This window comes from Terrabacter aerolatus (assembly GCF_007991735.1).
GTDB lineage: Bacteria > Actinomycetota > Actinomycetes > Actinomycetales > Dermatophilaceae > Terrabacter > Terrabacter aerolatus.
In genome coordinates, this window is record NZ_BJYX01000001.1 from 18,635 (window position 1) to 40,833 (window position 22,199).

The 22,199-nt window shown below is 72.7% G+C and carries 20 protein-coding genes; 9 read left to right on the forward strand and 11 right to left on the reverse strand.

Translation table 11 applies throughout. The annotated features are described in order from the left end of the window. The first annotated feature begins 46 nt into the window (after nt 1-46). Nucleotides 47-805, forward strand: a complete 759-nt coding sequence (locus tag TAE01_RS00120; RefSeq protein WP_186814976.1) for a hypothetical protein — start codon at nt 47-49, stop codon at nt 803-805. Nucleotides 806-836: 31 nt separating this feature from the next. Here the strand turns inward: TAE01_RS00120 and TAE01_RS00125 are convergent, their stop codons facing one another. After that, nucleotides 837-2,033, reverse strand: a complete 1,197-nt coding sequence (locus TAE01_RS00125; RefSeq protein ID WP_147062205.1) for a carboxylate-amine ligase — start codon at nt 2,031-2,033, stop codon at nt 837-839. A gap of 230 nt (nt 2,034-2,263) precedes the next feature. Between TAE01_RS00125 and TAE01_RS00130 the strand changes: the two genes are divergently transcribed. Both TAE01_RS00130 and TAE01_RS00135 read left to right on the forward strand, forming a co-directional pair. Beyond that, a complete protein-coding gene (locus tag TAE01_RS00130) occupies nt 2,264-3,730 on the forward strand; it encodes an MDR family MFS transporter (protein ID WP_222594036.1) in 1,467 nt (488 codons plus the stop codon). A gap of 57 nt (nt 3,731-3,787) precedes the next feature. Beyond that, the gene (locus tag TAE01_RS00135) at nt 3,788-4,276 is read left to right on the forward strand and encodes a pyridoxamine 5'-phosphate oxidase family protein (protein ID WP_147062207.1); all 489 of its coding nucleotides are present in this window, start codon (nt 3,788-3,790) and stop codon (nt 4,274-4,276) included. 96 nt (nt 4,277-4,372) lie between these two features. Here the strand turns inward: TAE01_RS00135 and TAE01_RS00140 are convergent, their stop codons facing one another. Further along, nucleotides 4,373-5,407 carry a DNA topoisomerase IB gene (locus TAE01_RS00140; RefSeq protein ID WP_186814977.1) on the reverse strand — a complete coding sequence of 345 codons (1,035 nt, stop codon included), beginning with the start codon at nt 5,405-5,407 and terminating at the stop codon, nt 4,373-4,375. Between the two features lie 97 nt (nt 5,408-5,504). Continuing rightward, nucleotides 5,505-5,720 carry a hypothetical protein gene (locus TAE01_RS00145; RefSeq protein ID WP_147062209.1) on the reverse strand — a complete coding sequence of 72 codons (216 nt, stop codon included), beginning with the start codon at nt 5,718-5,720 and terminating at the stop codon, nt 5,505-5,507. Between the two features lie 185 nt (nt 5,721-5,905). Here TAE01_RS00145 and TAE01_RS00150 point away from each other — a divergent pair, with 185 nt between their 5' ends. Beyond that, the gene (locus TAE01_RS00150; RefSeq protein ID WP_147062211.1) at nt 5,906-7,240 is read left to right on the forward strand and encodes an FAD-dependent oxidoreductase; all 1,335 of its coding nucleotides are present in this window, start codon (nt 5,906-5,908) and stop codon (nt 7,238-7,240) included. A gap of 49 nt (nt 7,241-7,289) precedes the next feature. On the opposite strand, the gene TAE01_RS00155 is transcribed toward TAE01_RS00150, so the two are convergent. The 8 genes from TAE01_RS00155 to TAE01_RS00190 form a co-directional block, all read right to left on the reverse strand. Beyond that, complete coding sequence (locus TAE01_RS00155) at nt 7,290-8,402, reverse strand: WD40/YVTN/BNR-like repeat-containing protein (RefSeq protein ID WP_147062213.1); 1,113 nt, start codon at nt 8,400-8,402, stop codon at nt 7,290-7,292. Nucleotides 8,403-8,441: 39 nt separating this feature from the next. Further along, complete coding sequence (locus tag TAE01_RS00160; protein WP_147062215.1) at nt 8,442-9,713, reverse strand: aspartate kinase; 1,272 nt, start codon at nt 9,711-9,713, stop codon at nt 8,442-8,444. 139 nt (nt 9,714-9,852) lie between these two features. Further along, nucleotides 9,853-10,440 (reverse strand): DUF5063 domain-containing protein, encoded by a 588-nt coding sequence (locus tag TAE01_RS00165; RefSeq protein ID WP_246111043.1) that lies wholly within the window; start codon nt 10,438-10,440, stop codon nt 9,853-9,855. A 113-nt stretch (nt 10,441-10,553) separates the two neighbouring features. Continuing rightward, nucleotides 10,554-11,153 (reverse strand): recombination mediator RecR, encoded by a 600-nt coding sequence (gene recR / locus TAE01_RS00170; protein WP_147062216.1) that lies wholly within the window; start codon nt 11,151-11,153, stop codon nt 10,554-10,556. 69 nt (nt 11,154-11,222) lie between these two features. After that, nucleotides 11,223-12,329, reverse strand: coding sequence for a Nickel transporter NicT (gene nicT / locus TAE01_RS00175; RefSeq protein ID WP_246111044.1), 1,107 nt, complete (start codon nt 12,327-12,329; stop codon nt 11,223-11,225). Between the two features lie 65 nt (nt 12,330-12,394). Next, a complete protein-coding gene (locus TAE01_RS00180) occupies nt 12,395-13,069 on the reverse strand; it encodes a lysophospholipid acyltransferase family protein (RefSeq protein WP_147062218.1) in 675 nt (224 codons plus the stop codon). Nucleotides 13,070-13,256: 187 nt separating this feature from the next. Then, nucleotides 13,257-14,015 (reverse strand): class I SAM-dependent methyltransferase, encoded by a 759-nt coding sequence (locus TAE01_RS00185; RefSeq protein WP_147062220.1) that lies wholly within the window; start codon nt 14,013-14,015, stop codon nt 13,257-13,259. Nucleotides 14,016-14,095: 80 nt separating this feature from the next. Further along, the gene (locus TAE01_RS00190; protein ID WP_147062222.1) at nt 14,096-16,795 is read right to left on the reverse strand and encodes a DNA polymerase III subunit gamma and tau; all 2,700 of its coding nucleotides are present in this window, start codon (nt 16,793-16,795) and stop codon (nt 14,096-14,098) included. 198 nt (nt 16,796-16,993) lie between these two features. Here TAE01_RS00190 and egtB point away from each other — a divergent pair, with 198 nt between their 5' ends. From egtB to TAE01_RS00215, 5 genes are all read left to right on the forward strand, one after another. Beyond that, the gene (gene egtB / locus TAE01_RS00195) at nt 16,994-18,283 is read left to right on the forward strand and encodes an ergothioneine biosynthesis protein EgtB (RefSeq protein WP_147062224.1); all 1,290 of its coding nucleotides are present in this window, start codon (nt 16,994-16,996) and stop codon (nt 18,281-18,283) included. Next, on the forward strand, nt 18,280-19,260 hold the full coding sequence (gene egtD, locus TAE01_RS00200) for an L-histidine N(alpha)-methyltransferase (RefSeq protein WP_147062226.1): 981 nt from the start codon (nt 18,280-18,282) through the stop codon (nt 19,258-19,260). The genes egtB and egtD overlap by 4 nt, the downstream gene beginning before the upstream one ends. A 78-nt stretch (nt 19,261-19,338) precedes the next feature. Continuing rightward, a complete protein-coding gene (locus TAE01_RS00205; protein WP_147062228.1) occupies nt 19,339-19,800 on the forward strand; it encodes a DUF3817 domain-containing protein in 462 nt (153 codons plus the stop codon). A 174-nt stretch (nt 19,801-19,974) separates the two neighbouring features. Beyond that, the gene (locus TAE01_RS00210) at nt 19,975-20,631 is read left to right on the forward strand and encodes an ABC transporter ATP-binding protein (RefSeq protein WP_147062230.1); all 657 of its coding nucleotides are present in this window, start codon (nt 19,975-19,977) and stop codon (nt 20,629-20,631) included. A gap of 13 nt (nt 20,632-20,644) precedes the next feature. Further along, nucleotides 20,645-22,174, forward strand: coding sequence for a hypothetical protein (locus tag TAE01_RS00215; protein WP_246111045.1), 1,530 nt, complete (start codon nt 20,645-20,647; stop codon nt 22,172-22,174). The last annotated feature ends 25 nt before the right edge of the window (nt 22,175-22,199 follow it).

The window sequence follows — 22,199 nt, forward strand, 5'->3', positions numbered from 1 at the left end:
CCCCGGGTCGCGTCATGGGCGCGACGCGACGGATCCGGAGGCACCCATGGACGTCGAGGGCTCCGACGACCCCACGAGCCGGTCGGACCACGAGCGAGCCTCGCCGAGCCTGCGCGACGCGGCGGCGCCGGGGCTGCCCGTCTTCCTATCGACGGAGCACTGGAGCCTGCTCGGCACCCGGTCCCTGACGTGGTCAGAGGTGATGAGCCGGATCACGATCCACCTCACCGTCGTCTCGGCCTTCCTCGTCGTGCTGGCCCTGACGGCTCAGGCGACCGGCTTCGGCACCCCGTTCCGCGTCATGGCGATCGGCTTCGCGTCGGCGGCGCTGCTCATGGGGGTCCTCACCGCGATCCGGGTCAACACCGCGAGCCGCGAGGACGTCGACCTCATCCGCGCCATGAACCGGCTGCGCCACGCCTACGTCGAGCTGGCTCCCGAGCTCGAGCCGTACCTGACCGCCTCGATCCACGACGACGGCGCCGGCACCATGCAGACGTACGCCCTCGGCCGACGCCGCAACACCGTCCTGCACGTGGCGGGCAGCACCTCGATGTTCCTCATGGTCGTCAACGCCATCGTCGCCGGCACGCTCGGCGCGCTCGTGGCCGACGCGGCGGGTGGAGGGACCGTCGTGGTCGTGACCTCGGGCGTCGTCGCCGCGCTGTCGTATGCCGTGGGCCACCTCGCGGTCGGACGCCGGGTCTTCGGTCCGCAGCGAATCGACGTCCGCTTCCCGTCCCCCGGGCCGACCGGATCGCCCGCGTCCACCGAACCTCCCAGGTCACCCGAACCCACCGGCTGAGGGTGGCACCACCGGCGGCCGTCACCCCTCCCTACCCGTGCCGGCACGCAGCGGTCGTGCGCACGGAGTCGGCGACGACGTCGGCGAGCCGGCCCGAGCGGGCCAGCACGGCGCGCTGCCGCACGGCGCCGTTGCCCTCCTCACGGACACCGTCCAGGCCCTGTCGGACCGCCGCGAGGTCGCCCGCCGCCTCGAGCGCCGGGCCCACGTGCTCCAGGAGGGTGTCGAGCACCGACCAGCAGGGCCGCGGACGTCCGGTGCGCCAGTCCAGCAGGTGCCCCTCGAGCCCGTCGTGCCCGGCCTGCCACGTCGCGAGGCGCAGCAGCCTCGTCGACACCTCCGGGGCCGGCAGGCCGGCTGCCCACTCCCGGCCGGCCGTCTCGACGAGCGCGCGGCACAGGGCAGCCAGGACGACGGCCTCCTCGACCGTCGAGCAGACGTCCGCGGCACGCACCTCGACCGTCGGGTAGCGCCGTGCCAGGCGCGCGTCGAAGTAGGCCATCCCCTCGTCGAGGATCACCGTGCTGCGCACCAGGTCGCGGACGAGCCGGTGGTAGGCCGCCGCCGAGCCGAACCGGTCGTTGGGTCCCCACGACGGCAGACGCGCGAGCACCTGTGCCCGGTAGCTGGCGAAACCGGTGTCCTGACCGTCCCAGAAGGGCGAGTTGGCGCTGAGCGCGAGCAGGACCGGCAGCCACACGCGGATGCGGTCGAGCACGGCGACGCCCTCCTCGTCGCTCTCGACGGAGACGTGGACGTGACACCCGCAGACCAGGTGCTCCCGGGCCGTGAGCCCGTAGCGGTCCTCCAGCCAGAGGTAGCGCGGCGACCTCGACACCGTCGGGTGTGCCGTGAGCGGCGAGGTGGCGAGCGCGGCGAGGCCGGCACCGCAGTCGACCGCGGAAGCCGCCGCCTCGCCGCGCCACCACGACAGCTCGGAGCGCAGCGCCCCCAGGTCGGCCGCCGGAGCCGTGTGCGTCTCGATCTGCTGCTGCTGGAACTCGCTCTCGAGCGCTCCGTGCGCGCAACCCCCCGCCGCATCCACGAGCCCCGCCTGTGCCGCCTTGGCTGCTGGTGCCGCCGATGCCGCTGACCCTTCGTGCGACCGTGACCCACGCTCGCACGCCCGCTCCGCTGCGCGCCCCAGCACCTGCTCGGCCAGCGGCAGAGGGCGTCCACTGCGTGCGTCGACGAGCAGCATCTCCTCCTCGACACCCAGGGTCCGCATGATGGTGCTCCTGCCCGACATGACGGCATACGACAGTGGTCAGCCTCTCCAGTGTCCCCGCCCGACGCGGCACGCGGCAGGGGCGAAGGGCCCCACCTGTCGAACCTGCCGGGAATGAACGGCGGCGGTGTGCGTTGTCCCCTGTCGTCGCCCCAACCCGCAGGAGGATCGTGTCCACCTCGTCCAACCTCGGATTCCGCTCGGATCGCGGGCCGATCCTCATCGCGCTCATGCTGTCGACGTCCCTCATCGCGCTCGACTCGACCATCCTCGCCACCGCCGTCCCGTCCATCGTCCAGGACCTCGGCGGCCTGACCCAGTTCCCGTGGCTCTTCTCCGTCTACCTGCTCGCACAGGCCGTGTCGGTCCCCGTCTACGCCAAGCTCGCCGACACCGTCGGCCGCAAGCCCGTGATCCTCGTCGGGATCGCGCTCTTCCTCGTGGGGAGCATCCTCTGCGGCTTCGCGTGGGACATGAGCTCGCTCATCGTCATGCGCGCCCTCCAGGGCCTGGGCGCCGGGGCGGTGCTGCCGATGACGACGACGATCGCCGCCGACATCTACACCGTGGCCGAGCGCGCGAAGACGCAGGGCTACATCGCGAGCGTGTGGGCGGTCTCGTCGGTCGTCGGCCCGACCCTGGGCGGCGTCTTCTCGCAGTTCGCCTCGTGGCGCTGGATCTTCTTCGTCAACATCCCCTTCTGCCTGCTCGCCGCCGCGATGCTGTGGCGCAACTACGACGAGTCGGTAGAGCGCCGCCGCCACCGCATCGACTACGCCGGCGCGGCCGTGCTCACGGTCGCCCTGACCCTGCTCATCCTCGCCGTCCTCGAGGGCGGACAGGCCTGGGCCTGGAGCTCGTGGCAGAGCATCGGCTCGTTCGCCGTCGGCGCCGTCCTGCTCGGCATCTTCGGCGTCATCGAGCGGCGTGTACCCGAGCCGGTGCTGCCGCTCGAGGTGCTGACCCGACGCCTCATCGTCGCGACCTGCCTCATCGGGATCGGGATCGGGGCCGTGCTCGTGGGCCTGACCTCCTACGTGCCGACCTTCCTCGAGCGCTCGACCAGCGCCACCCCGATCGTCGCCGGGCTGGCCGTGGCCGCCCTGACCATCGGCTGGCCGATCTCGGCCTCGCAGTCCGGCCGCCTCTACATGCGCATCGGGTTCCGCCCGACGGCCCTCATCGGCCTCGTGATCGCCACCGTCGGCGCCCTGTTGCTCTGGCTCACCTCGTCGACGCCGAACGTCTGGGCCACCGCCGGCTCGTGCCTCGTCGTCGGTCTCGGTCTCGGCCTCGTCGCGACGCCCACCCTCATCGCGGCCCAGGCCTCGGTGCCGTGGAACGAGCGCGCCGTCGTCACCGGCACCAACATGTTCATGCGCTCGGTCGGCAGCGCGGTCGGCGTCGCCATCTTCGGCGCCATCGCCAACGCCGTCATCGCCGCGCGCGGCGGGGACGCCTCGAGCGAGGCCGTCCAGGCCGGCTCGACGGCCGTCTTCCTCGCCGTGCTCGTCGCAGCGGCCGCCAGCATCGTCGTGGGCCTGCTCATGCCGCACACGCGGGCCGAGGACGTCGAGGGCGTGCAGGGCGACCGTGACGCCGACTCGTCCGACTTCGACTCCCCCGCCGCCGACACGGCTGACTCCGCCGACGCCGACCGGGTGCCGCAACCCTCGACAACGCCGACGACCGGCTGAGCCCATCGGGTAGGTCGCAGGGGACAGCGTCACCGACCCGACGACGAGGAGAACGCCATGAGCGAGCACGACGACGGCACCCAGAAGGTGGCCGACCTGATCAAGGACATCCGCATCGCGATGCTGACGCACGCCGACTCCAACGGCGCCCTCGTCAGCCACCCGATGGCGACGCAGGAGGTCCAGTTCGACGGCGACGTCCTCTTCGTGGCCGAGCGCGACAGCCACAAGGCCCGCGACATCGCCGCGCAGTCCCCCGCGCGTGTCAACGTCGCCTACAGCTCGAACAGCTCGTGGGTGTCGCTGTCGGGCACCGCGACCATCGTCGACGACACGGCCAAGCTGGCCGAGCTGTGGAACTCCTTCACCGGCGCCTGGCTCGAGGGCGGCCCGGAGAACCCCAACAACATCATCATCAAGGTGAGCGCCGACTCGGCCGAGTACTGGGACTCCCCCGGCGCCAAGGTCACGCAGATCGCGAACTTCATCAAGGCCAAGGTCACGGGTGAGCGCATGGAGGGCGACAACGAGGTCGTCGACCTCTGATCGTCTGAACAGCCGGCGTATGCCGTCGGGTTCCCTCGGGACAGAGGTGGACCCGACGGCATACCTGCGTCCGGAGCCGAGAGCTCGGACGGCAGCTCAGGCAGCGCCCTTGACGAGGCGCATGACGGCCCGCTCGAGGGCGTCCCGGTCCCGGACCTGCACGAGGTCGCCGAGCTCGAGACGGCTGCGGTCCGCCTTGGTCAGCCGGTTGAGGCTGTGCGCGATGGTGCGCCCCACGGCGTACTCGTCGAGCACCCGGGGGTCGACGTAGGAGCGGCGCGCGACGGCGGGCGTGTTGCCGAGGTGCTCGGAGACGACCTTCATCGCGTCCTTCTCGGCGCGCTTGAGCTCGCGCTCGGACTCGACGGGACCGGTGCGGGCGAGCGCGACGGCAGCCGTGACGGTCGCCGCCCAGGTGCGCAGGTCCTTGACGGTGTGGTCCTCGCCGACGAGCTCCTTGAAGGCGATGTTGAGGTCGCTGGAGTGCAGCTCGTGCCAGCCGTTGGTGTCCCGGTAGGCGAGCAGCCTCTCTCCCGGGTAGCCACTTCGCTTGAGCGACAGCACGATCCGCGCCAGCAGCTGGTCGGTCATGACGGCCTCACGGGTGACCCCCGACTTGGCCGGGAACTCGAAGGTGACGTCCTCGCCGCTCACCGTGACGTGGGAGCGCAGGAGCGTCGCGACTCCGTGGGAGCCGTGCTCGGCCTCGTACTCCTCGCCCCCACTGCGGAAGAGCCCGGCATCGAGCATCCGCAGGCCGGCCGCCGTGACCCGCTTCTTCGTCAGCCCGTTGGTGCGCAGGTCGGCCGCGATCTGCTTGCGTGCTGCCGGCAGCTTGCGCGCGAGCACCATGACGCGGTCGTGCTTCTCGCGGCCCCGCTCCTCGTGCCACGAGTCGTGGTAGAGGTACTGGCGCCGTCCGGCGTCGTCGGTGCCGACGGCCTGGATGTGACCGTTGGGGTGCGGGCTGATCCACACGTCCTGCCAGGCCGGGGGGATGACGAGTGCCTTGACGCGCTCCCTCGTCGCGACGTCGACGGGACGACCGTCGGCGTCGACGTAGGCGAAGCCCTTGCCCCGTCTCCGACGGCGGATCCCGGGCTTGTCGATGACGCTCCGACGCAGTCTCACAGCGGAGAGATACCCGCTTCGTCGCCGCACGCGAACATGCACGTCGTCGGCGCCCTCGCGCCGCCCGACTCGCGGACGGCCCTCGGGGGGAGAGGCGTCAGCCCGCCGGCGGCTGCTCCCGCACGCCCGCCGTCTCGCTCGTCGCGGTCCGCGTCTCGCGGGTGTCGCTCGCGCGGTCCGGACCGTCGGGTGTCGACACCGGCACGATGTCGGGCACCGTGATCTCCACCTGGCCGGGAGACGGCGGCGGGTCCGGTGTGACGGGCGGGAAGACCGATCCGTCGCTCTGCAGATGTGATTCGTGAGGGGTCACGTCGTTCACCTATCGCCCCGAGTAGGTGGCTGCTGCTTCTGCTTTCGACCATACCCGTGGTCCGGACCGATGAACCTGTGAGAGCCGGTGCATATGCCGTAGATCGGCACTCACGCCTGCGATCGCACGAAAGCGCTTGACGCCCAGCACCTCCGCTTCCACTGTGGACGAGGGAGGTGGTGGTCGTGAAGGTCGCGGTCATCGGAGCAGGCCCCACGGGTCTCGTCACGGGGATGGGCTTCGCGCGCCGCGGGCACGACGTCGTCGCGGTCGACCGCGACCCCGGACCACCCGTCGACGGCAGCCCGTGGCCGCGCCGTGGGGTCATGCAGTTCCATCACGCCCACGCGTTCCGGGCGCAGGTCGGCGACGTGCTCCGCGCCGAGGCGCCGACGGCGTGGGATGCCTGGCTCGATCTCGGGGGCGAGCCCATCGAGATGCCGCTGCCCGACGGCCGCACCGTCACGGCGGGGGTGCGCTCCCGCCGGGAGACCTTCGAGCGCGCCGTGCGATCGGCGGCCGTCGGGCAGCCGGGCCTCGAGCTGCGCACCGGCCACGTCGACGGCGTCACGGTGAGGGGCGGTCGGGCGCAGGGCATCCGCGTCGACGGCTCGGACCTCGAGGCCGACCTCGTCGTCGACGCCTCCGGACGGTCGGGCCGGGTCAACCGGCACCTCCGGAGCGCCGGGATCGGCGGCGAGTGCGGGATCGCCTACGTCGACCGCGCCTACCGGCTGCGTCCCGTCGCCTCGATGCCGCCGATGACCAACGCCGTCGCGTGGCAGGGCAACTACTCGGGCTTCATGGTCCTCGTCTTCCTTCACGAGGCCGGCATCTTCTCGGCCCTCATCATCCGGTCGACCGCCAACCGGGACCTCTTGGGGCTCAAGCACGCTCGCGCCTTCGAGGCCGCGAGCTCAGCCATCCCGGGCCTCGCGGCGTGGACCTCCGACGACGTCGCCGAGGCGCTGGGCGACGTCCTGCCCGGCGGTCCGCTGCTCAACGTCTACCGTGGGCAGCGCGGCCCCTCCGGCGACCTGGCGCTGCCCGGCCTCGTCTTCGTCGGAGACTCGGTGTGCACGACGACACCGATCTTCGGCCGAGGCCTGGCGACCTCGTTGACGCAGGTGGCCGAGCTGCTGCGCCTCGTCGACGAGCACGGGTGCGACGTGCAGTCGGTCGGCGAGGCCCTCGACGCGTGGGACGAGGCGCGCATGCGTCCGTGGGTCGAGGACCACATCGCCATGGACCACGCCCAGGCCAGGCGCTGGGCCGGCGACGACATCGACCTCGTCGGGCGCCTGCCCTCCGACCTCATCCTGGCCGCAGCCGCGCGTGACCCGTCGATCGGCGAGGTTGCCGGGCCGTACCTGTCGATGCAGGCCCTGCCCGGGGTGCTGGACTCCGTCGAGGAGCGCGCCCGGGCCGTCTACCGCTCGGGCTGGCGCCCGCAGACCGACCCGGGCCCGACCCACGACGAGCTCGCCGACGTCGTCGCCGAGGCCGTCGCCTCCGCGTAGACGCGCGCCCCACCCCGAGGGCCCCGACGCGCCCCTCCACGACGGGGGTTCAGCGGTTCAGCACGCCGACGCGGCCCTGCTCACCCGATGCCCAGCAGGCACCGTCAGCCGTGCACTCGACCGAGTCGAAGCTGCCCGTGTCGAACGTCGACCACGTGCGACCGCCGTCCGTCGACACGTCGGAACCCGACGGGCCCACGGCCAGCACCGTGCGCGCCGTGTGCGCCACCCACGCGGAGCCCGAGCGGTAGCCGGACGGGTTCGTCGTCGACGCCGTCCACGTGCGCCCGCCGTCAGCGGTCCACGCCGCGTTGTCGACGGCTCCCGTCGGTGCCGCGAAGTCGCCGCCGACGACGACGCCGCGCCGGGCGTCCCGGAAGCTCACCGAGAAGATGCCGGCCGACTCGCCACCCGCGACCGGGCTGTCGGCGACGGTCCACGTGCGACCGTGGTCGGTCGAGGTGAAGACGCGAGCCGGGTCGACGCCGCCGCTCACGAGGTAGGTGCGTCCGCCGACCCCCGCCGACAGGCACGTGCCCGACGCCGCGAACCCGAACTCGCCGGCCTTCGCGGCCGGCATGCCGGACGGGTCGACGAGCGACCACGACCGCCCGCCGTCGGTGGTCTGCACGAGCCGGAAGCGCCCGTCGACCGGGTCGCTCATCGCCAGTCCTCGACGGGGAGAGCTGAACGCCATGCAGTCGTAGAAGGCCGCCGGCTCGGCGTTGCGGAACGTCTCGGTCCAGCTCGCGCCGCCGTCGTCGGTGACGAGGATGCGCGAGTCCGGGCCCTCACCGATCGAGAGCACGACGGCGTGGCGCGCGTCGAACGCCTCGACGTCGCGGAACTGCAGCATCTCGGTGCCGAGACCCCTCGGGCTGACGTTGCGCCACGTGCGTCCGCCGTCGGTGGTGCGCAGCACCGTGCCGTTGGTGCCGCTCACCCACGCGACCTCCCGCGAGACGGGGGCGAGCCCCCGGAAGCGCTCGGTCGTGCCCGTCGGCGTCACCCGCCAGTCGTAGGCCGTGGCCCCCGGTCGAGCGGGAGCGTCACGACCCACGGGGGCGGGCGACACGGCATACGCACTCGTGGTGGCGACGACCGCCGTGGCCAGCGCGGTGGCCGTGGCGGCGAGCAGGACGGATCGCGTCAGGAGTCTCATGACTCCCGAAAGTAGCCCCGTCGGGGCGGACCCGCGCGCTCAGCGGCCGGTGCCGCCGTAGACGATCGCCTCGTCGGCCGAGTCGAGCCCGAACGCCGTGTGCACGGCGCGGACCGCGTCGTCGAGCTGCTCGGCCCGCGTGACCGCCGAGACGCGGATCTCGGACGTCGAGATCATCTCGATGTTGATGCCGGCCTCGGCGAGGGCACCGAAGAACTTCGCCGAGACACCGGGGTGGCTCTTCATGCCGGCGCCGACGAGGGCGATCTTCCCGATCTTGTCGTCGAGCCGGAGGTCCTGGTAGTCGACGTCCTGCTTGATCGACTGCAGCACCTGCATGCCCCGCGCGCCGTCGGCCTGCGGCAGCGTGAAGGAGATGTCGGTCTTGGCGGTCTCGGCGGCCGACACGTTCTGCACGATCATGTCGATGTTGATGCCGGACTCGGCGATGGCCCCGAAGATCTTCGCTGCGACGCCGACCCGGTCGGGCACCCCGACGATGGTGATCTTGGCCTCGCCGCGGTCGTGGGCGATGCCGGCGATGATCGGAGCTTCCACAGCGCCTTCTCCTTCGTAGGGGTTGTCCTTGATCCACGTGCCGGCCTTCTGTGACCACGACGAGCGCACGTGGATGGGGATGCCGTAGCGGCGGGCGTACTCGACGCAGCGCAGGTGCAGGATCTTGCTGCCGTTGGCCGCGAGGTCGAGCATCTCCTCCATCGAGAGCACGTCGAGCTTGCGGGCGCTCGGCAGGATGCGCGGGTCGGCCGTGAAGACGCCGTCGACGTCGGTGTAGATCTCGCAGACGTCGGCCTTCAGGGCCGCCGCGAGCGCGACGGCAGTCGTGTCGGACCCGCCACGGCCGAGGGTCGTGATGTCCTTCGTCGTCTGGCTGACGCCCTGGAAGCCGGCGACGATCGCGATGTGGCCGGCATCGAGCGCGCTCTGGATGCGGCCGGGCGTCACGTCGATGATGCGGGCGGCGCCGTGGGCGTCGTCGGTGATGACACCGGCCTGGCTTCCGGTGAACGAGCGCGCCTCGGCGCCGAGCTGGGCGATGGCCATCGCGACGAGGGCCATCGAGATCCGCTCGCCGGAGGTCAGGAGCATGTCGAGCTCACGGGCCGGCGGGACCGCGTTGACCTGCTCGGCGAGGTCCATCAGCTCGTCCGTCGTGTCACCCATCGCCGACACGACGACGCACACCGAGTGGCCCGCCCGCTGCGTCTCGACGATGCGCCGAGCCACGCGCTTGATGGCCTCGGCGTCGGACACGGACGAACCGCCGTACTTCTGGACGACGATGCTCACACTGGCTCCCGATCTGGTCGGCGGACGGACACTGCTGCGGTGCGACCGAGTCTAGGCTCGCACCGCGCGCGTCCACCCGGACGTCACGATGGTGAGATGTGCGCCGATCCGTCCCGTGCGCCGCACGTTCTCGCGCGGATCACGGGTGCAGCGCGTCGAACTCCGCCTCGCCGACGGTCTCGTCGTCGGCGTCGAGCCGCAGGTGGGCGAGGATCGACTGGAGGGCCCGCAGCGACGTCAGCGCGCGGTCGCCCCAGTCGGACAGGTAGCTGAACTGCCACCACCACAGCGCCTCGAGCTTGCGTCCGGTGGCGTAGTGCTTGAGCCCGTGGCTCAGGGCGACGGCGACGTCCACGACGTCGTTGGTGATCGAGCCGTCGGCCCGCTCCGACGAGGTGATGGGGTCGATGACGTAGACGTAGTCGTCGATGCCGGCGAAGACGTTCGCGAGGCCCGTGCGCAGCGGGTCGGCGTCGTCGTCGGTCGCGTCGGGCTCGAAGCGCTCCTCGGGCACGACGTCCTCGACCGCGCCGAGGCGTGCGCCGGCGACGAGCACCTGCGAGAGCGCCAGGGTCAGCAGCGGCAGCGCCGTGTCCGGCGAGCTTCCCGAGGCCACCTCCGTGACGGACGTGAGGAAGGCGCTCGCCTCCGCAGCGGTCAGGTCGGCGAGACCCGACAGGTCGTCGACCGTGCTCGCCTGTCCCTCGGTCACCGGGTGCTCCGTCATGGGTCCCAGCATGCCGTATGCCGTGTCGCGCCGGTCGCGCCGGTCGCGCCGGTCGCGCCGGCAGGGCGGGCGTCCACGGAGCCCGGACGGCATCCGTCCCTGGTGGGTGCCGGTCAGGCGTCGACGCGGCGACGACCCTCGAAGGCGCGCCCGAGGGTGACCTCGTCGGCGTACTCGAGGTCTCCGCCGACGGGCAGGCCCGACGCGAGTCGCGTCACCGTGAGGCCGACGTCGCGCAGCAGGCGGCTGAGGTAGGTGGCCGTCGCCTCGCCCTCGAGGTTGGGGTCGGTCGCGATGATGACCTCCTGCACCTCGCCGGACGCAAGCCGGGTCATCAGCTCACGCACCCGGAGGTCGTCCGGGCCGATGCCGTCGATGGGGCTGATCGCGCCGCCGAGCACATGGTACTTGCCGCGGAACTCGCGCGTGCGCTCGATGGCGACGACGTCCTTGGGCTCCTCGACGACGCAGATCGCCGTCTGGTCGCGGCGCGGGTCGGCGCAGATGCGGCACCTCTCGGCCTCGGCGACGTTGCCGCACTCCTCGCAGAAGCGGACACGGGCCTTGACCTCGGTCAGCGCCGTGACGAGGCGCGTCACGTCGTCGGAGTCCGCCTGGAGCAGGTGGAAGGCGATGCGCTGCGCGCTCTTGGGGCCGACTCCGGGGAGTCGGCCGAGCTCGTCGATCAGGTCCTGGACCGCGCCTTCGTACACACCGCAACCCTAAGCCCCGCGGGCTCGGTGACCCGCACGCCGAGCCCTGCCCCGGACGACGGATCCGGGTCAGTCGACGAGCCCCGCCGACCAGCGCTCCTCGATGCGGCCGAACCGCCACACGGCCAGCGACACGGCCCATGTGACGACGAAGAGCCCGACGATCCAGAAGCCGACGTCCCCGAGGTCGATCCGCCCGGCCCAGGCGACCGGCCCGGTCCGGACGCCGAGCTTCTCGCCAAGCAGCCCGACGAGCTCGATGAGACCGATGAGGAGGGCGACGGCGACCGACAGCGACGTGACGGTGATGTTGTAGTAGATCTTGCGCACCGGCCGGTCGAGCGCCCAGCCGTAGGCGATGTTCATGAACGACCCGTCGATGCTGTCGAGGAGCGACATGCCCGCGGCGAAGAGCACGGGGAGGGTGAGGACGGCATACCAGGGCAGGTCGGCGGCAGCCGCTCCCCCGGCGATGACGAGCAGCCCGACCTCGGTCACGGTGTCGAAGCCGAGGCCGAAGAGCAGACCCACGGGATACATGTGCCACGGCTTGCGGACGGCGCGGGTGACACGGCCGAGGACGCGGTTGAGGAAGCCGCGCTTGTCGAGCTGTCGCTCGAGCTCGGCCTCGTCGAAGTGGCCCGACCGCATCCGGCGGAACACCTTGAGGATGCCGACGAGCGCCGCGAGGTTGACGAGCCCGATGAGCACGAGGAAGACGCCCGAGACGGTCGTGCCCCAGACCCCGGTGACCTGCTGCAGCTGAGAGCCGCCGTCCGCCAGGGCGCCCGCGAGCGCCCGGACCCCGAGGGCGAGCAGCATGACCATGACGAAGACGACCGACGAGTGGCCGAGGCTGAACCAGAAGCCCACACTCATCGAGCGCCGGCCGTCGGCGAGGAGCTTGCGGGTCGTGTTGTCGATGGCCGCGATGTGGTCGGCGTCGAAGGCGTGGCGCATGCCGAGGGTGTAGGCCGTGACTCCGAGGCCCACCCCGAAGAGCTGTCCCGCGACGCGGTACTCGTGCGGCGCGACGACACCGACGAGCAGCCCCCACCCGACGACGTGCAGCAGCAGCACGAACCCGGCCATGCCGAGCAGGCTGCGTCGGTCGTCGCGGGACAGGCGCTCGAGCAGGGGCGGCTTCGAGGGCGGGCGCGAGGACGTCAGGGTCACGGGGCCACGCTAGATGCGACCTCGTCGCATCTGCAACGCGGAGCGTGCGACCGGCCCGGGGCCGCTCAGACGGCGGGCTCGCCGCCCGGCACCTCGTTGTAGGTGTCGACCCGCTCCTGGCCGCTCAGCTCGGCGATCGCCTCCATGACCCGGTCGGTCAGCTGGCGCCGGGCCTTGCCGGCCGGCATGCCGGCGTAGTCCTCGACGCCGATCGGCGTGCCGAAGCGCACCGTCACCTTGGCGAGCCGGGGGAAGCGCGCGCCGACGGGTTGGATGTCCTCGGTGCCGATGAGCCCGACCGGCACGATCGGCACCTGCGCGGTCAGCGCGAGCCACGCCACGCCGGTGCGGCCGCGGTAGAGCCGCCCGTCGCGTGAGCGCGTGCCCTCCGGGTAGATCCCGAACGCGTCGCCGGCCCGCAGCACCTCGAGTGCGGTGTCGAGGCTCTCCTGGGCCGCCGTCGCCGAGTGCCGGTTGACGGGCACCATCCCGACGGCGCTGAAGAAGCCCTTGCGCAGGAGGCCGCCGACGCCCGCGCCGGTCCAGTACTCCTCCTTGGCGAGGAAGCGCACCTGGCGCGGTGACGCGAGCGGGATGGCGAACGAGTCGATGAACGAGCGGTGGTTGCTCGCGACGATGACGCCGCCCTCGCGCGGGATGTTCTCCTTGCCCTCGATCGTGGGCCGGTACAGCGCATGGGACAGCGGGTACAGGAGGTTGCGCCCGAGGCTGTAGAACATGGGGCACAGCCTAGGGCCGGGCGCCGGCCGGTCGGGGTGGGCGTCCGTCGCAGCCGCCCGGTGACCACCCCTTGGTATGCCGTGTGCCCGGCTCGGGGGCGTGGGGCCGGGTCGTGTCCTGCGGTCCTTCCTGTGGTCGGTCCTGCGTTCGGTCCTGCGTTCGGTCCAGGGCAAGGTCACCGCGAGGTCAGGCGCGGGCGCGGACCGCCCACGCGGTCGCGCTGATGTCGAAGGGCGGCTCGGGCAGCAGCTCCCGGCAGTGCTCGCGAAGCCGGACCCGGGCCGTCTCGTCGAGGCTGCGGACGTGCGCTCCGGCCGGTCCGACGCCGAACGTGTAGGGCTCCCACCAGTCCTCGAAGGTGGGGTGGCGCACGGAGACCGTCAGGGCGGTGTCCTCGATGTGGGTGAGCCCGGCCTCGTCGCAGAGTCGCGCGAGGTCACCCGCTCGGGTCCCGGGCATCGCCGACTCGTCGTCGACGTCCGGGTCGAGGTCCCGGGCGGCCCTCCAGAAGAGCGTGAGCGGCGCGCCGCCACCGGCGAGGTCCCACACGCAGGCCGACACGGTGCCACCCGGGCGGGCGACGCGTGCCATCTCGCGCAGGCCGCCTGCCGGGTCCGCGAGGAAGCTGACGACGAGCTGCGCGAGCACGTGGTCGAAGAGGTCGTCGGGGTAGGGCAGCTGCTCGGCCGTCGCGGTCTGCACGTCGAGCGTCGGGAACGACCGGCGCAGCGCCGCCAGCAGCGTCTGCGAGGGGTCGACCGCCGAGATCCCGTCGACGCCCAGCCGATCGACGAGCACGCGCGTCAGGGCGCCGGTGCCGCAGCCGACGTCGAGCGCCCGGCCCGGTCCCGAGACACCGGACCAGTCGGCGAAACGTTCGGCCAGCAGCCCCGAGTACCGCCCCATGAACCGGTCGTAGGCCTCCGCCGCAACCTCGAAGGTCACGGTGCGACGCTACTCCCGAAGCCCCTGTGCCGCAGGCGAACTGACGATCGACATCCCCCGGGTGGGGCGCGGGCGTCGGATCAGTTCTCGAGCTCCTGGACGACGCGGCCGCCGAGGACCTTCTCGATGACGGTGCGGCCGACGTCACCCGACTGCTCGATGTCCTCGTCGTCGTCGCTCACGGCCGAGTCGTCGGTGACGGGCTGGCGCGGCTGGTCGTCGTCGGTCGACCGGGCGCCCCCGGCCCGCGAACGGGCCTGCGCGAACGACTGGCGAACGGCACTGGCACCGCGCACCGCGGAGTCGGTCGGCGCCTCGGCGGCGCCCGGAGCCACGGCCGGCGCTGCACCGGCCTGCGCCGCACCCGGGGCGGTTGCTGGTGCGGACGGCGACGGACCGGTGGCCCAGTCGGGAGCCGGACCCGTCGCCGAGCCCCATCCGGCGTTGTCCTGCATGGACCGGCCGGCGGCCGGACTGAGGCCGGCGTCGGCGAGCGCCGTGGCCCCTCGCGACCCGGAGGCCTGCCCACTCCCGGCTGCTCCCCCGCTCGTGGCGCCGGACCCGGGGGCGGTGCCAGCGGGGCCGGCGGACTCATGCCCCGCGCCGGCATCACCCCATGACGAGCGTCCTGCGCCTGGGTCCGCCTGACCTCCCTGACCGCCCGGACCACCCGGACCGTCACCCGCAGGCGCGACGGGCTCACCCTTGCTCGGCGGGTCGGGCAGCCCCACCGGGACCGATCCCGGTGGGGGCGCCACGGGGGCCTGCTGCGAGACGGCGTCCATGTGCACGCCGTCGACGACGGCGTCGACGCCGAGCTCGTCGATGAGCGCCTGGCGCACGATGTCGGAGTGGTTGCCCGCCCGGAAGGTCTGGGTCAGGCCTGCCGTGGCGATGCCGAGCGTCAGCTTGCTGCCGTCGAAGCCCATGACCTGGGCGTTCTGGGAGACGAAGGTCCACGTGATCCGGCGCATCGTGAAGATGCGGCCGAGCACGTTGGGCCACGCGCGACGGATGGCGTCGGTGTCCATGCCACCTGTCGAGCCACCCTGCGCCGACCCACCATCGGCGGCACCACCCGGCGCCGCGCCGGAGCCGGGCTGCGGTGCGCCGCCCGAGCCGCCCGAGCCGGCCGAGCCGCCCGAGCCGGCCGACGCGGGTTCGCGGGACTCGGCCGACCGGACCTGCTCGGACGCGCCGGAGAGGTGCTGGTCGCCGCCGGTCGACCGACCGGCGGCGGACGGGCCACCGACCGACTCGGCAGGCGCCATGACGGGCGGCGCCCCGACCTCGGCGCGGGCGGCGTCCACGCGCCCGGCGTCTCCGGGGCCTGACGGTGCCCCGTGGGACCCCCCTGACGAGCCGGGAGCCCCGCTCCCGGTGGCCTCGATGCCCGAGCTGCGACCGCCACCGCCCATGCCGCCGGCGGCGTGCGAGGTGCCGGACCCCCCACCGCTGGACGGCGGCGTGTAGTCCGAGACCGTGCGCGGCGGAGCAGAGACCGCCGCGGACGCCGACGGCCCGGACGGTGCGGTGGCCGGGGCGGCAGGCGGGACAGGAGGCGCGCTCATCGGCGCCCCCACGAGCGGCGCGTCGGTGCGGGCGGCGGTGGGAACTCCCCCGACCTCGAGGCGACGCTCGAGACGGTCGAGGCGCGCGGCATACCCCTGCTCGCCGGAGGCGGCCGGCAGGAGGATGCGCGCGCAGATGAGCTCGAGCTGCAGGCGCGGTGCGGTGGCGCCCGTCATCTCCGTGAGCCCGGTGTTGACGATGTCGGCCGCGCGCGAGAGGGCGCCGGGGCCGAAGGCCGCCTGCTGCACCCGCATGCGCTCGAGCTGGTCCTCGGGGACGCCGCGCAGCACCTGGCCGGCACCCTCCGGGATCGCGGCCACGATGATGAGGTCGCGCAGCCGCTCGAGCAGGTCCTCGACGAAACGGCGCGGGTCGTGGCCCGACTCGATGACCCGGTCGACCTGGCGGAAGGTCGCGGCCCCGTCGCCCGCCGCCAGCGCGTCGACGGTGCTGTCGAGCAGCTCGCCGTCGGTGAAGCCGAGCAGCGACACGGCGCTGTCGTAGGTCAGGCCCTCGGGACCCGAGCCGGCGATGAGCTGGTCGAGCACCGACAGGGAGTCACGCACCGAGCCGCCGCCCGCACGCGTGACGAAGCTGAGCACGCCGGGCTGCGTCGCGACGTGCTCGGCCTCGAGCAGGCGCTCCATGTACGTCGTCAGCTTGGCCGGCGGCACGAGTCGGAAGGGGTAGTGGTGCGTGCGCGAGCGGATCGTGCCGATGACCTTCTCGGGCTCGGTCGTCGCGAAGACGAACTTCACGTGCTCCGGCGGCTCCTCGACGATCTTGAGCAGCGCGTTGAAGCCCTGCGGCGTCACCATGTGCGCCTCGTCGATGATGTAGATCTTGAAGCGGCTCTGGGCCGGTCCGTAGCTCGCCCGCTCGCGCAGGTCGCGGGCGTCGTCGACACCACCGTGGCTCGCCGCGTCGATCTCGATGACGTCGACCGAGCCGGAGCCGCCGCGCGCGAGCGCCACGCACGAGTCGCACGTGCCGCACGGGGTCGGCGTCGGGCCCTGCTCGCAGTTGAGGCAGCGGGCGAGGATGCGCGCGCTCGTCGTCTTGCCGCAGCCGCGGGGGCCGCTGAAGAGGTAGGCGTGGTTGACCCGGCCCGTGCGCAGCGCCTGCATGAGCGGCTCCGTCACGTGCTCCTGGCCGATGACGTCGGCGAAGCTCTCGGGCCGGTAGCGGCGGTACAGGGCGGTGGCCATGCCCGAAACCCTAACCGTCGGGACCGACGCCGGGAACGGCGGGAACACGGGCCCGAGCGCGGCCCCGTCCGCGTCGAAAGGGTGAACAGCTCCTTACGGCGGACGGTTCCGGGGGGCGGCTGTCGGCGGGTGTGCCTAGGCTCGATCCCACCGGTCGAGGGCGCACGGTGTGCCACGACCGCATGCAGGAGGTCACCCATGCCCGACCCGCTCTGGGACGCCGACACGCTCGTCGCCCGCTACGACGAGGTGCGCGCCCACACCGAGACGCTCGCCGCCCCGCTCTCGCCCGAGGACCAGACGGTCCAGTCCATGCCCGACGTCTCGCCCACGAAGTGGCACCGCGCCCACGTCACGTGGTTCTTCGAGACCTTCGTCCTCGCCGACCACGAGCCGTCGTTCAAGCCCTACCAGGACCAGTACTGGTTCCTCTTCAACAGCTACTACGAGGGTGTCGGGCCGCGCTACGCCCGCGCCGAGCGCGGCTTCATCACGCGCCCGGGCGCCCACGACGTCGGGCTCTACCGCGCCGACGTCGACGCCCGCATGCGCGAGCTCGTCACGACGCTCGACTCCGGCTCGCTCGAGAAGCTCGGCGCGACCATCGAGCTCGGCTTCCACCACGAGCAGCAGCACCAGGAGCTGCTCCTCATGGACATCAAGCACGTCCTGTCGGTCAATCCCCTCCAGCCCGCGTATGCCGGGAGCCCCCTCACGCCGTCCGATCCCGACCCGTTGGGCTGGGTCGACGTCGAGGGCGGTCTCGTCGAGGTCGGGCACCGCGGCGGGGGCTTCAGCTTCGACAACGAGCTGCCGCTCCACCAGCAGTGGCTCGAGCCCTACCGCCTCGCCGACCGCCTCGTCACCAACGGCGAGTGGCTCGAGTTCATGGCCGACCGCGGCTACGAGCGACACGAGCTGTGGCTCTCCGACGGCTGGGGCAGGGTCCGCGCCGAGGGCTGGCGGGCGCCCTTCTACTGGACCGAGGTCGACGGCGTGTGGTTCGAGCACACGCTGAGCGGCACCCGGCCCGTCGACCCGGGGCTCCCGGTGAGCCACGTCAGCCACTACGAGGCCGACGCCTACGCCACCTGGGCCGGCAAGCGCCTGCCCACGGAGGGCGAGTGGGAGCACGCGGTCGTCGCGGACGGGCAGGCCGAGGCGGCGTCCGTCGGCGGCAACCTCGCCGACACCGAGACCTTCCACCCGCGTGCCGCAGGCCCGCCGACGGGGCACCTGCGCCAGGTCTACGGCGACTGCTGGGAGTGGACGAGCTCGGCCTACCTCGCCTACCCCGGCTACCACCCGCCGGCCGGCGCCATCGGCGAGTACAACGGCAAGTTCATGTCGGGCCAGATGGTGCTGCGCGGCGGCTGCGCCCTGACCCCTCCCGGGCACGCCCGGGCCACGTACCGCAACTTCTTCCCACCGGGCTCGCGCTGGGCGCTGTCCGGGGTCCGTCTCGCTGATGGAGGTGTCCGCCCGTGACCGCTCGAGAACCCGTCGTCACCGTCGCGCTCGACCCGGACTGGGCCTCGGGTGCCCTCGTCGACGACGTCCGCCGGGGCCTGGGGTCGCAGCCGCGCACGCTCCCGCCCAAGTGGCTCTACGACGACGCCGGCTCCGACCTCTTCGACGAGATCACCCGGCTGCCGGAGTACTACCCGACCGAGCGGGAGCGGGAGATCCTGCGCGACCACGCCGTCGACATCGTGGCCGCCTGCGACGCGACGACCGTCGTCGAGCTCGGCAGCGGCACGAGCGACAAGACCCGCACGCTGCTCGACGCCTTCACCACCTCCGGGAGCCTCGAGCGGTTCGTCCCGGTCGACGTGTCCGAGCAGACCCTGCGCGACGCCGCGGCGATGCTCTCCGAGCGCTACCCGTCACTCCGGGTCGAGGCCCTCGTCGGCGACTTCACGCTCCACCTGGGCCACCTGCCCCGGGGCGGGCGTCGTCTCGTCGCCTTCCTCGGCGGCACCATCGGCAACTTCTACGTGGAGGAACGCGCGGCCTTCCTCGGTGCCCTGCACGACAGCCTCGAGCCCGGCGACTGGTTCCTGCTCGGCACCGACCTCGTCAAGAGCACCGACCGGCTCATCGCCGCCTACGACGACAGCCGCGGGGTCACGGCGAGGTTCGTCACCAACTGCCTGCGCGTGCTCAACCGTGAGCTCGGCGCGGACTTCGACGTCGCCGCCTTCTCCTACGTCCCCTTCTGGGACCCGCACCAGGAGCGCATGGACCTCCGCCTGCGGGCCGACATGCCCCAGCGGGTGACGATCCCCGGTGCCGACCTCGTCTTCGAGCTGGCCCACGGCGAGGAGATCCGCGTCGAGATCTCGACGAAGTTCCGTCCGGAGCGGCTGCGGGACGAGCTCGGCGCGGCCGGGTTCGCCGTCGAGCGCACGTGGACCGACTCCGACGGTGACTTCGCCCTGACGCTCGCCCGGCGCGAGGGCTGAGGGGTCGATTCGACGGTCACGGACCCGGTGGGTGAGACTGTGTCGACCTGAGTACGACACGACGTAGGAGACCCTCGCATGACGCCTCGCACCCTCTACCGCCGGATCGCCCTCGCGGAGGTGGTGACGTGGGCCCTGCTCCTGCTCGGCATGGTGCTCAAGTACGTCACGCGCACGACGGAGCTCGGCGTCAAGGTCTTCGGCCTCGCGCACGGCGTCGTCTTCATCGCCTTCTGCCTCGTCACCGTGCTGCTCTGGGTCAACCAGCGCTGGACGGTCCGCGAGGGTCTGCTCGGCCTGCTCAGCGCCGTGCCGCCGTTCCTCACCGCCTGGTGGGAGCGCCGGCTCGAGCGGCGCGGCCGCCTCGAGGGCGGCTGGCGCCTGGGCCGTGACGGCGAGCAGCCGACCAGCCCGGCCGAGCGGATCGTCGCGACCCTCCTCGCACGCCCGCTGATGGCGGTCGCCGTCGGCGTCGTCGCGGTCCTGGCCCTGACCGGGGTCGCGCTCGTCGTCGGCCCGCCCGTCAGCACCCAGGGCTGACACCCGCGTCCCGAGGTGCCCACTCGACCTCGGGCGGACACCGGTACCGGCGGCGGCAGGCCCCTGCTGTCGAGTGGGCAGCTCGGTGCAGTCAGCGCGTTCGGAGCCGCGCGGCATACGGTGGCCTCCGACGGATCGACCGGGTCCGGGAGCGCAGCGAAGGGATGGGTTCAGATGGGTGCGGTCGCAGTGCTGCCCGGCGAGGTCCGGGCGGAGGGCGTCGGCAAGACGATGGACGAGACGACCCTGCTGCTGCCGACCGACGTCAGCGCCGACCCCGGCGAGTGCATCGTCCTGCGGGGTCCCAACGGCTCGGGCAAGACGACCCTGCTGCGCATCATCGGCGGCCTCCTGGCGCCGAGCACCGGCACCGCGACCATCGGCGGGCGTGAGGCCGACGAGCGCGACCGTGCCGTCCGCGCCGCCGTCGCAGCCCTGCTCGGCGCCCCGACGACCTACCGCGACCTGACGCTCATCGACCACCTCGTGCTCATCGACTCGACGTGGGGCGGTGACCCGAACACCTCCGACGACCGCAGCCAGGCCCTGCTGGACCGGCTCGGCATCGCCCACCTCGACGACCGCTTCCCGCACGAGCTCTCGTCCGGCCAGGAGCAGCTCTTCCGCCTCGCGCTGACCTTCTCGCGCCCCGCGAGCGTCGTGCTCCTCGACGAGCCCGAGCAACGCCTCGACACGGCCAAGCGCCAGGTCGTCGCCACGCTCATCGATGAGCGCACCGCGTCGGGCGCCACGGTCGTCATGGCCTGCCACGACCCCGAGCTGACGGCCGCCCTCGCGACGCGTGTCGTCGAGGTCGTGCCGGCGCGCTGAGCCGGGACACCCGATGAGCAAGCGCAAGAAGCCCGCCGGCGCCACGCGCGCGTCCACGAGCCCGGCCGGGCACCCGGCATCCGACTCGGCGTTCTCCGACCCGACGACCTCCGACCCGACGCCTCCCGTCGCCCTCCCTCCCCTCCCGCCCCACCCCTCGACCCCGACGACCCAGACCGAGGTCGACTACGACGACCACGACCTGCTCGGTCAGGCCGACTGGGTCATCGGCGGCGACGCCGCGCGCAAGGCCCGACAGCAGGGCCTCTACGCCGGCTACGTCCTCTTCCTCGGCGCCCTCGTCTACGGCCTGCCGATCGTCCAGGCGGTCTTCCGCACCTCCGACGCGGGGTCGCTGGGGCAGCAGCTGCGCTCCCCGGTCGCGATCGCCCTGCTCGTCGCGTCGGTGGCGGCCCTGCTCGGCGCCGTGGTCTTCGCCGGGCGTTTCCGCGGCCCCGTCGTGCCGCCCATGCCGTGGATCGACCTCGTGCTGCCCGCGCCGCTCGACCGGGCCCTGGCGCTGCGCCGCTGGTGGCGCTATGCCGCCGTGGGCGGACTCTTCGTCGGGGCGCTCAGCGGACTGACCGTCGGCGCGGGGCTCGCCTTCGCCCACCTCGCCGGCGTCGTGACGGTCATCGTGACGACACTCGTGGGCACCGCGCTGGGCGTGCTCGCGAGCCGCCTGTGGCTGTGGTCGCAGGTGCGGTCCTGGCCCGGCCCCGACCGCAGCCTCACCCTCCTGTGGCGGGTGCCCGACGCCCTGCGCGAGCTGCACGCCGAGTCGCTGCGGGCCCACTCGGCCAACACCTCGACGATGGCCGGTTCGGCCCTGACCGGCAACCTCCGCACGGCCCGGCTCGCCCTGACCCGCCCCGTCCGCCACGGTCGCAGCGCCCGCCTCAGGGCCGGCCGCCCCTTCGGGGTGCTCGTGCGCCGCGACGTCCTCGGGTTGCAGCGCACTCCCGGGGCGTTCCTCTCCGGCCTCGGCCTGACCCTGCTCGGTGGGGCCGTCATCACCTGGGCCTTCACCCAGCCGGCAGCCCCGAGCATCGCGGCGACCATCGGCCTGCTGCCCCTCTACCTCGGCTTCGGCGCGTGGTCGGAGGGTCTGCGCCTGCAGGCCGACAACGTCGGCACCCCCTCCCTGCTCGGCACCACCGAGGTCACCGAGGCCGTCGCGCACGTGACGGTGCCGACGGTCCTGACCGTGGCGGTCCTCGGCGGCTGGCTCGCCGTCGCGGCCGCCGTCGGCTCGCTCCCGGCGAGCGCGCTGCTGTCGTTGTGGCTCGTCCTCGTGCTCGTCGTGGCGGGCAACGTGCTCGCCGCCTTCCGCGGGTCGCCGACGTTCGTGCTGCGTCCCCAGATGGTCGCGATCTGGTATGCCGTGCCCGCCCTCACCGTCGTCGTGCTCGGTTCGGTCATCGCCGTGCTCACCAAGGCGGGCAGCTACACGTGGCTCTCGGCCGTGAGCTGGCTCGTCTACGCCGTGCTCGCGTGGTCGGTCTCGAAGGTGCGACGCCTGACCTACCTGCACCGGAGCTGACGACAACCCGGTCGCGGCGGGCGGC

Excerpts from the sequence above, each read along its gene's own strand:
- TAE01_RS00215 (WP_246111045.1), top strand. The coding sequence starts at position 20,645 with ATGAGCAAGCGCAAGAAGCCCGCCGGCGCCACGCGCGCGTCCACGAGC.
- TAE01_RS00190 (WP_147062222.1), bottom strand. The coding sequence starts at position 16,795 with ATGGCCACCGCCCTGTACCGCCGCTACCGGCCCGAGAGCTTCGCCGAC.
- TAE01_RS00210 (WP_147062230.1), top strand. The coding sequence starts at position 19,975 with ATGGGTGCGGTCGCAGTGCTGCCCGGCGAGGTCCGGGCGGAGGGCGTC.
- TAE01_RS00155 (WP_147062213.1), bottom strand. The coding sequence starts at position 8,402 with ATGAGACTCCTGACGCGATCCGTCCTGCTCGCCGCCACGGCCACCGCG.
- TAE01_RS00180 (WP_147062218.1), bottom strand. The coding sequence starts at position 13,069 with ATGTTCTACAGCCTCGGGCGCAACCTCCTGTACCCGCTGTCCCATGCG.
- egtB (WP_147062224.1), top strand. The coding sequence starts at position 16,994 with ATGCCCGACCCGCTCTGGGACGCCGACACGCTCGTCGCCCGCTACGAC.
- TAE01_RS00135 (WP_147062207.1), top strand. The coding sequence starts at position 3,788 with ATGAGCGAGCACGACGACGGCACCCAGAAGGTGGCCGACCTGATCAAG.
- TAE01_RS00125 (WP_147062205.1), bottom strand. The coding sequence starts at position 2,033 with ATGCGGACCCTGGGTGTCGAGGAGGAGATGCTGCTCGTCGACGCACGC.
- TAE01_RS00130 (WP_222594036.1), top strand. The coding sequence starts at position 2,264 with ATGCTGTCGACGTCCCTCATCGCGCTCGACTCGACCATCCTCGCCACC.
- TAE01_RS00120 (WP_186814976.1), top strand. The coding sequence starts at position 47 with ATGGACGTCGAGGGCTCCGACGACCCCACGAGCCGGTCGGACCACGAG.
- TAE01_RS00205 (WP_147062228.1), top strand. The coding sequence starts at position 19,339 with ATGACGCCTCGCACCCTCTACCGCCGGATCGCCCTCGCGGAGGTGGTG.
- TAE01_RS00165 (WP_246111043.1), bottom strand. The coding sequence starts at position 10,440 with ATGACGGAGCACCCGGTGACCGAGGGACAGGCGAGCACGGTCGACGAC.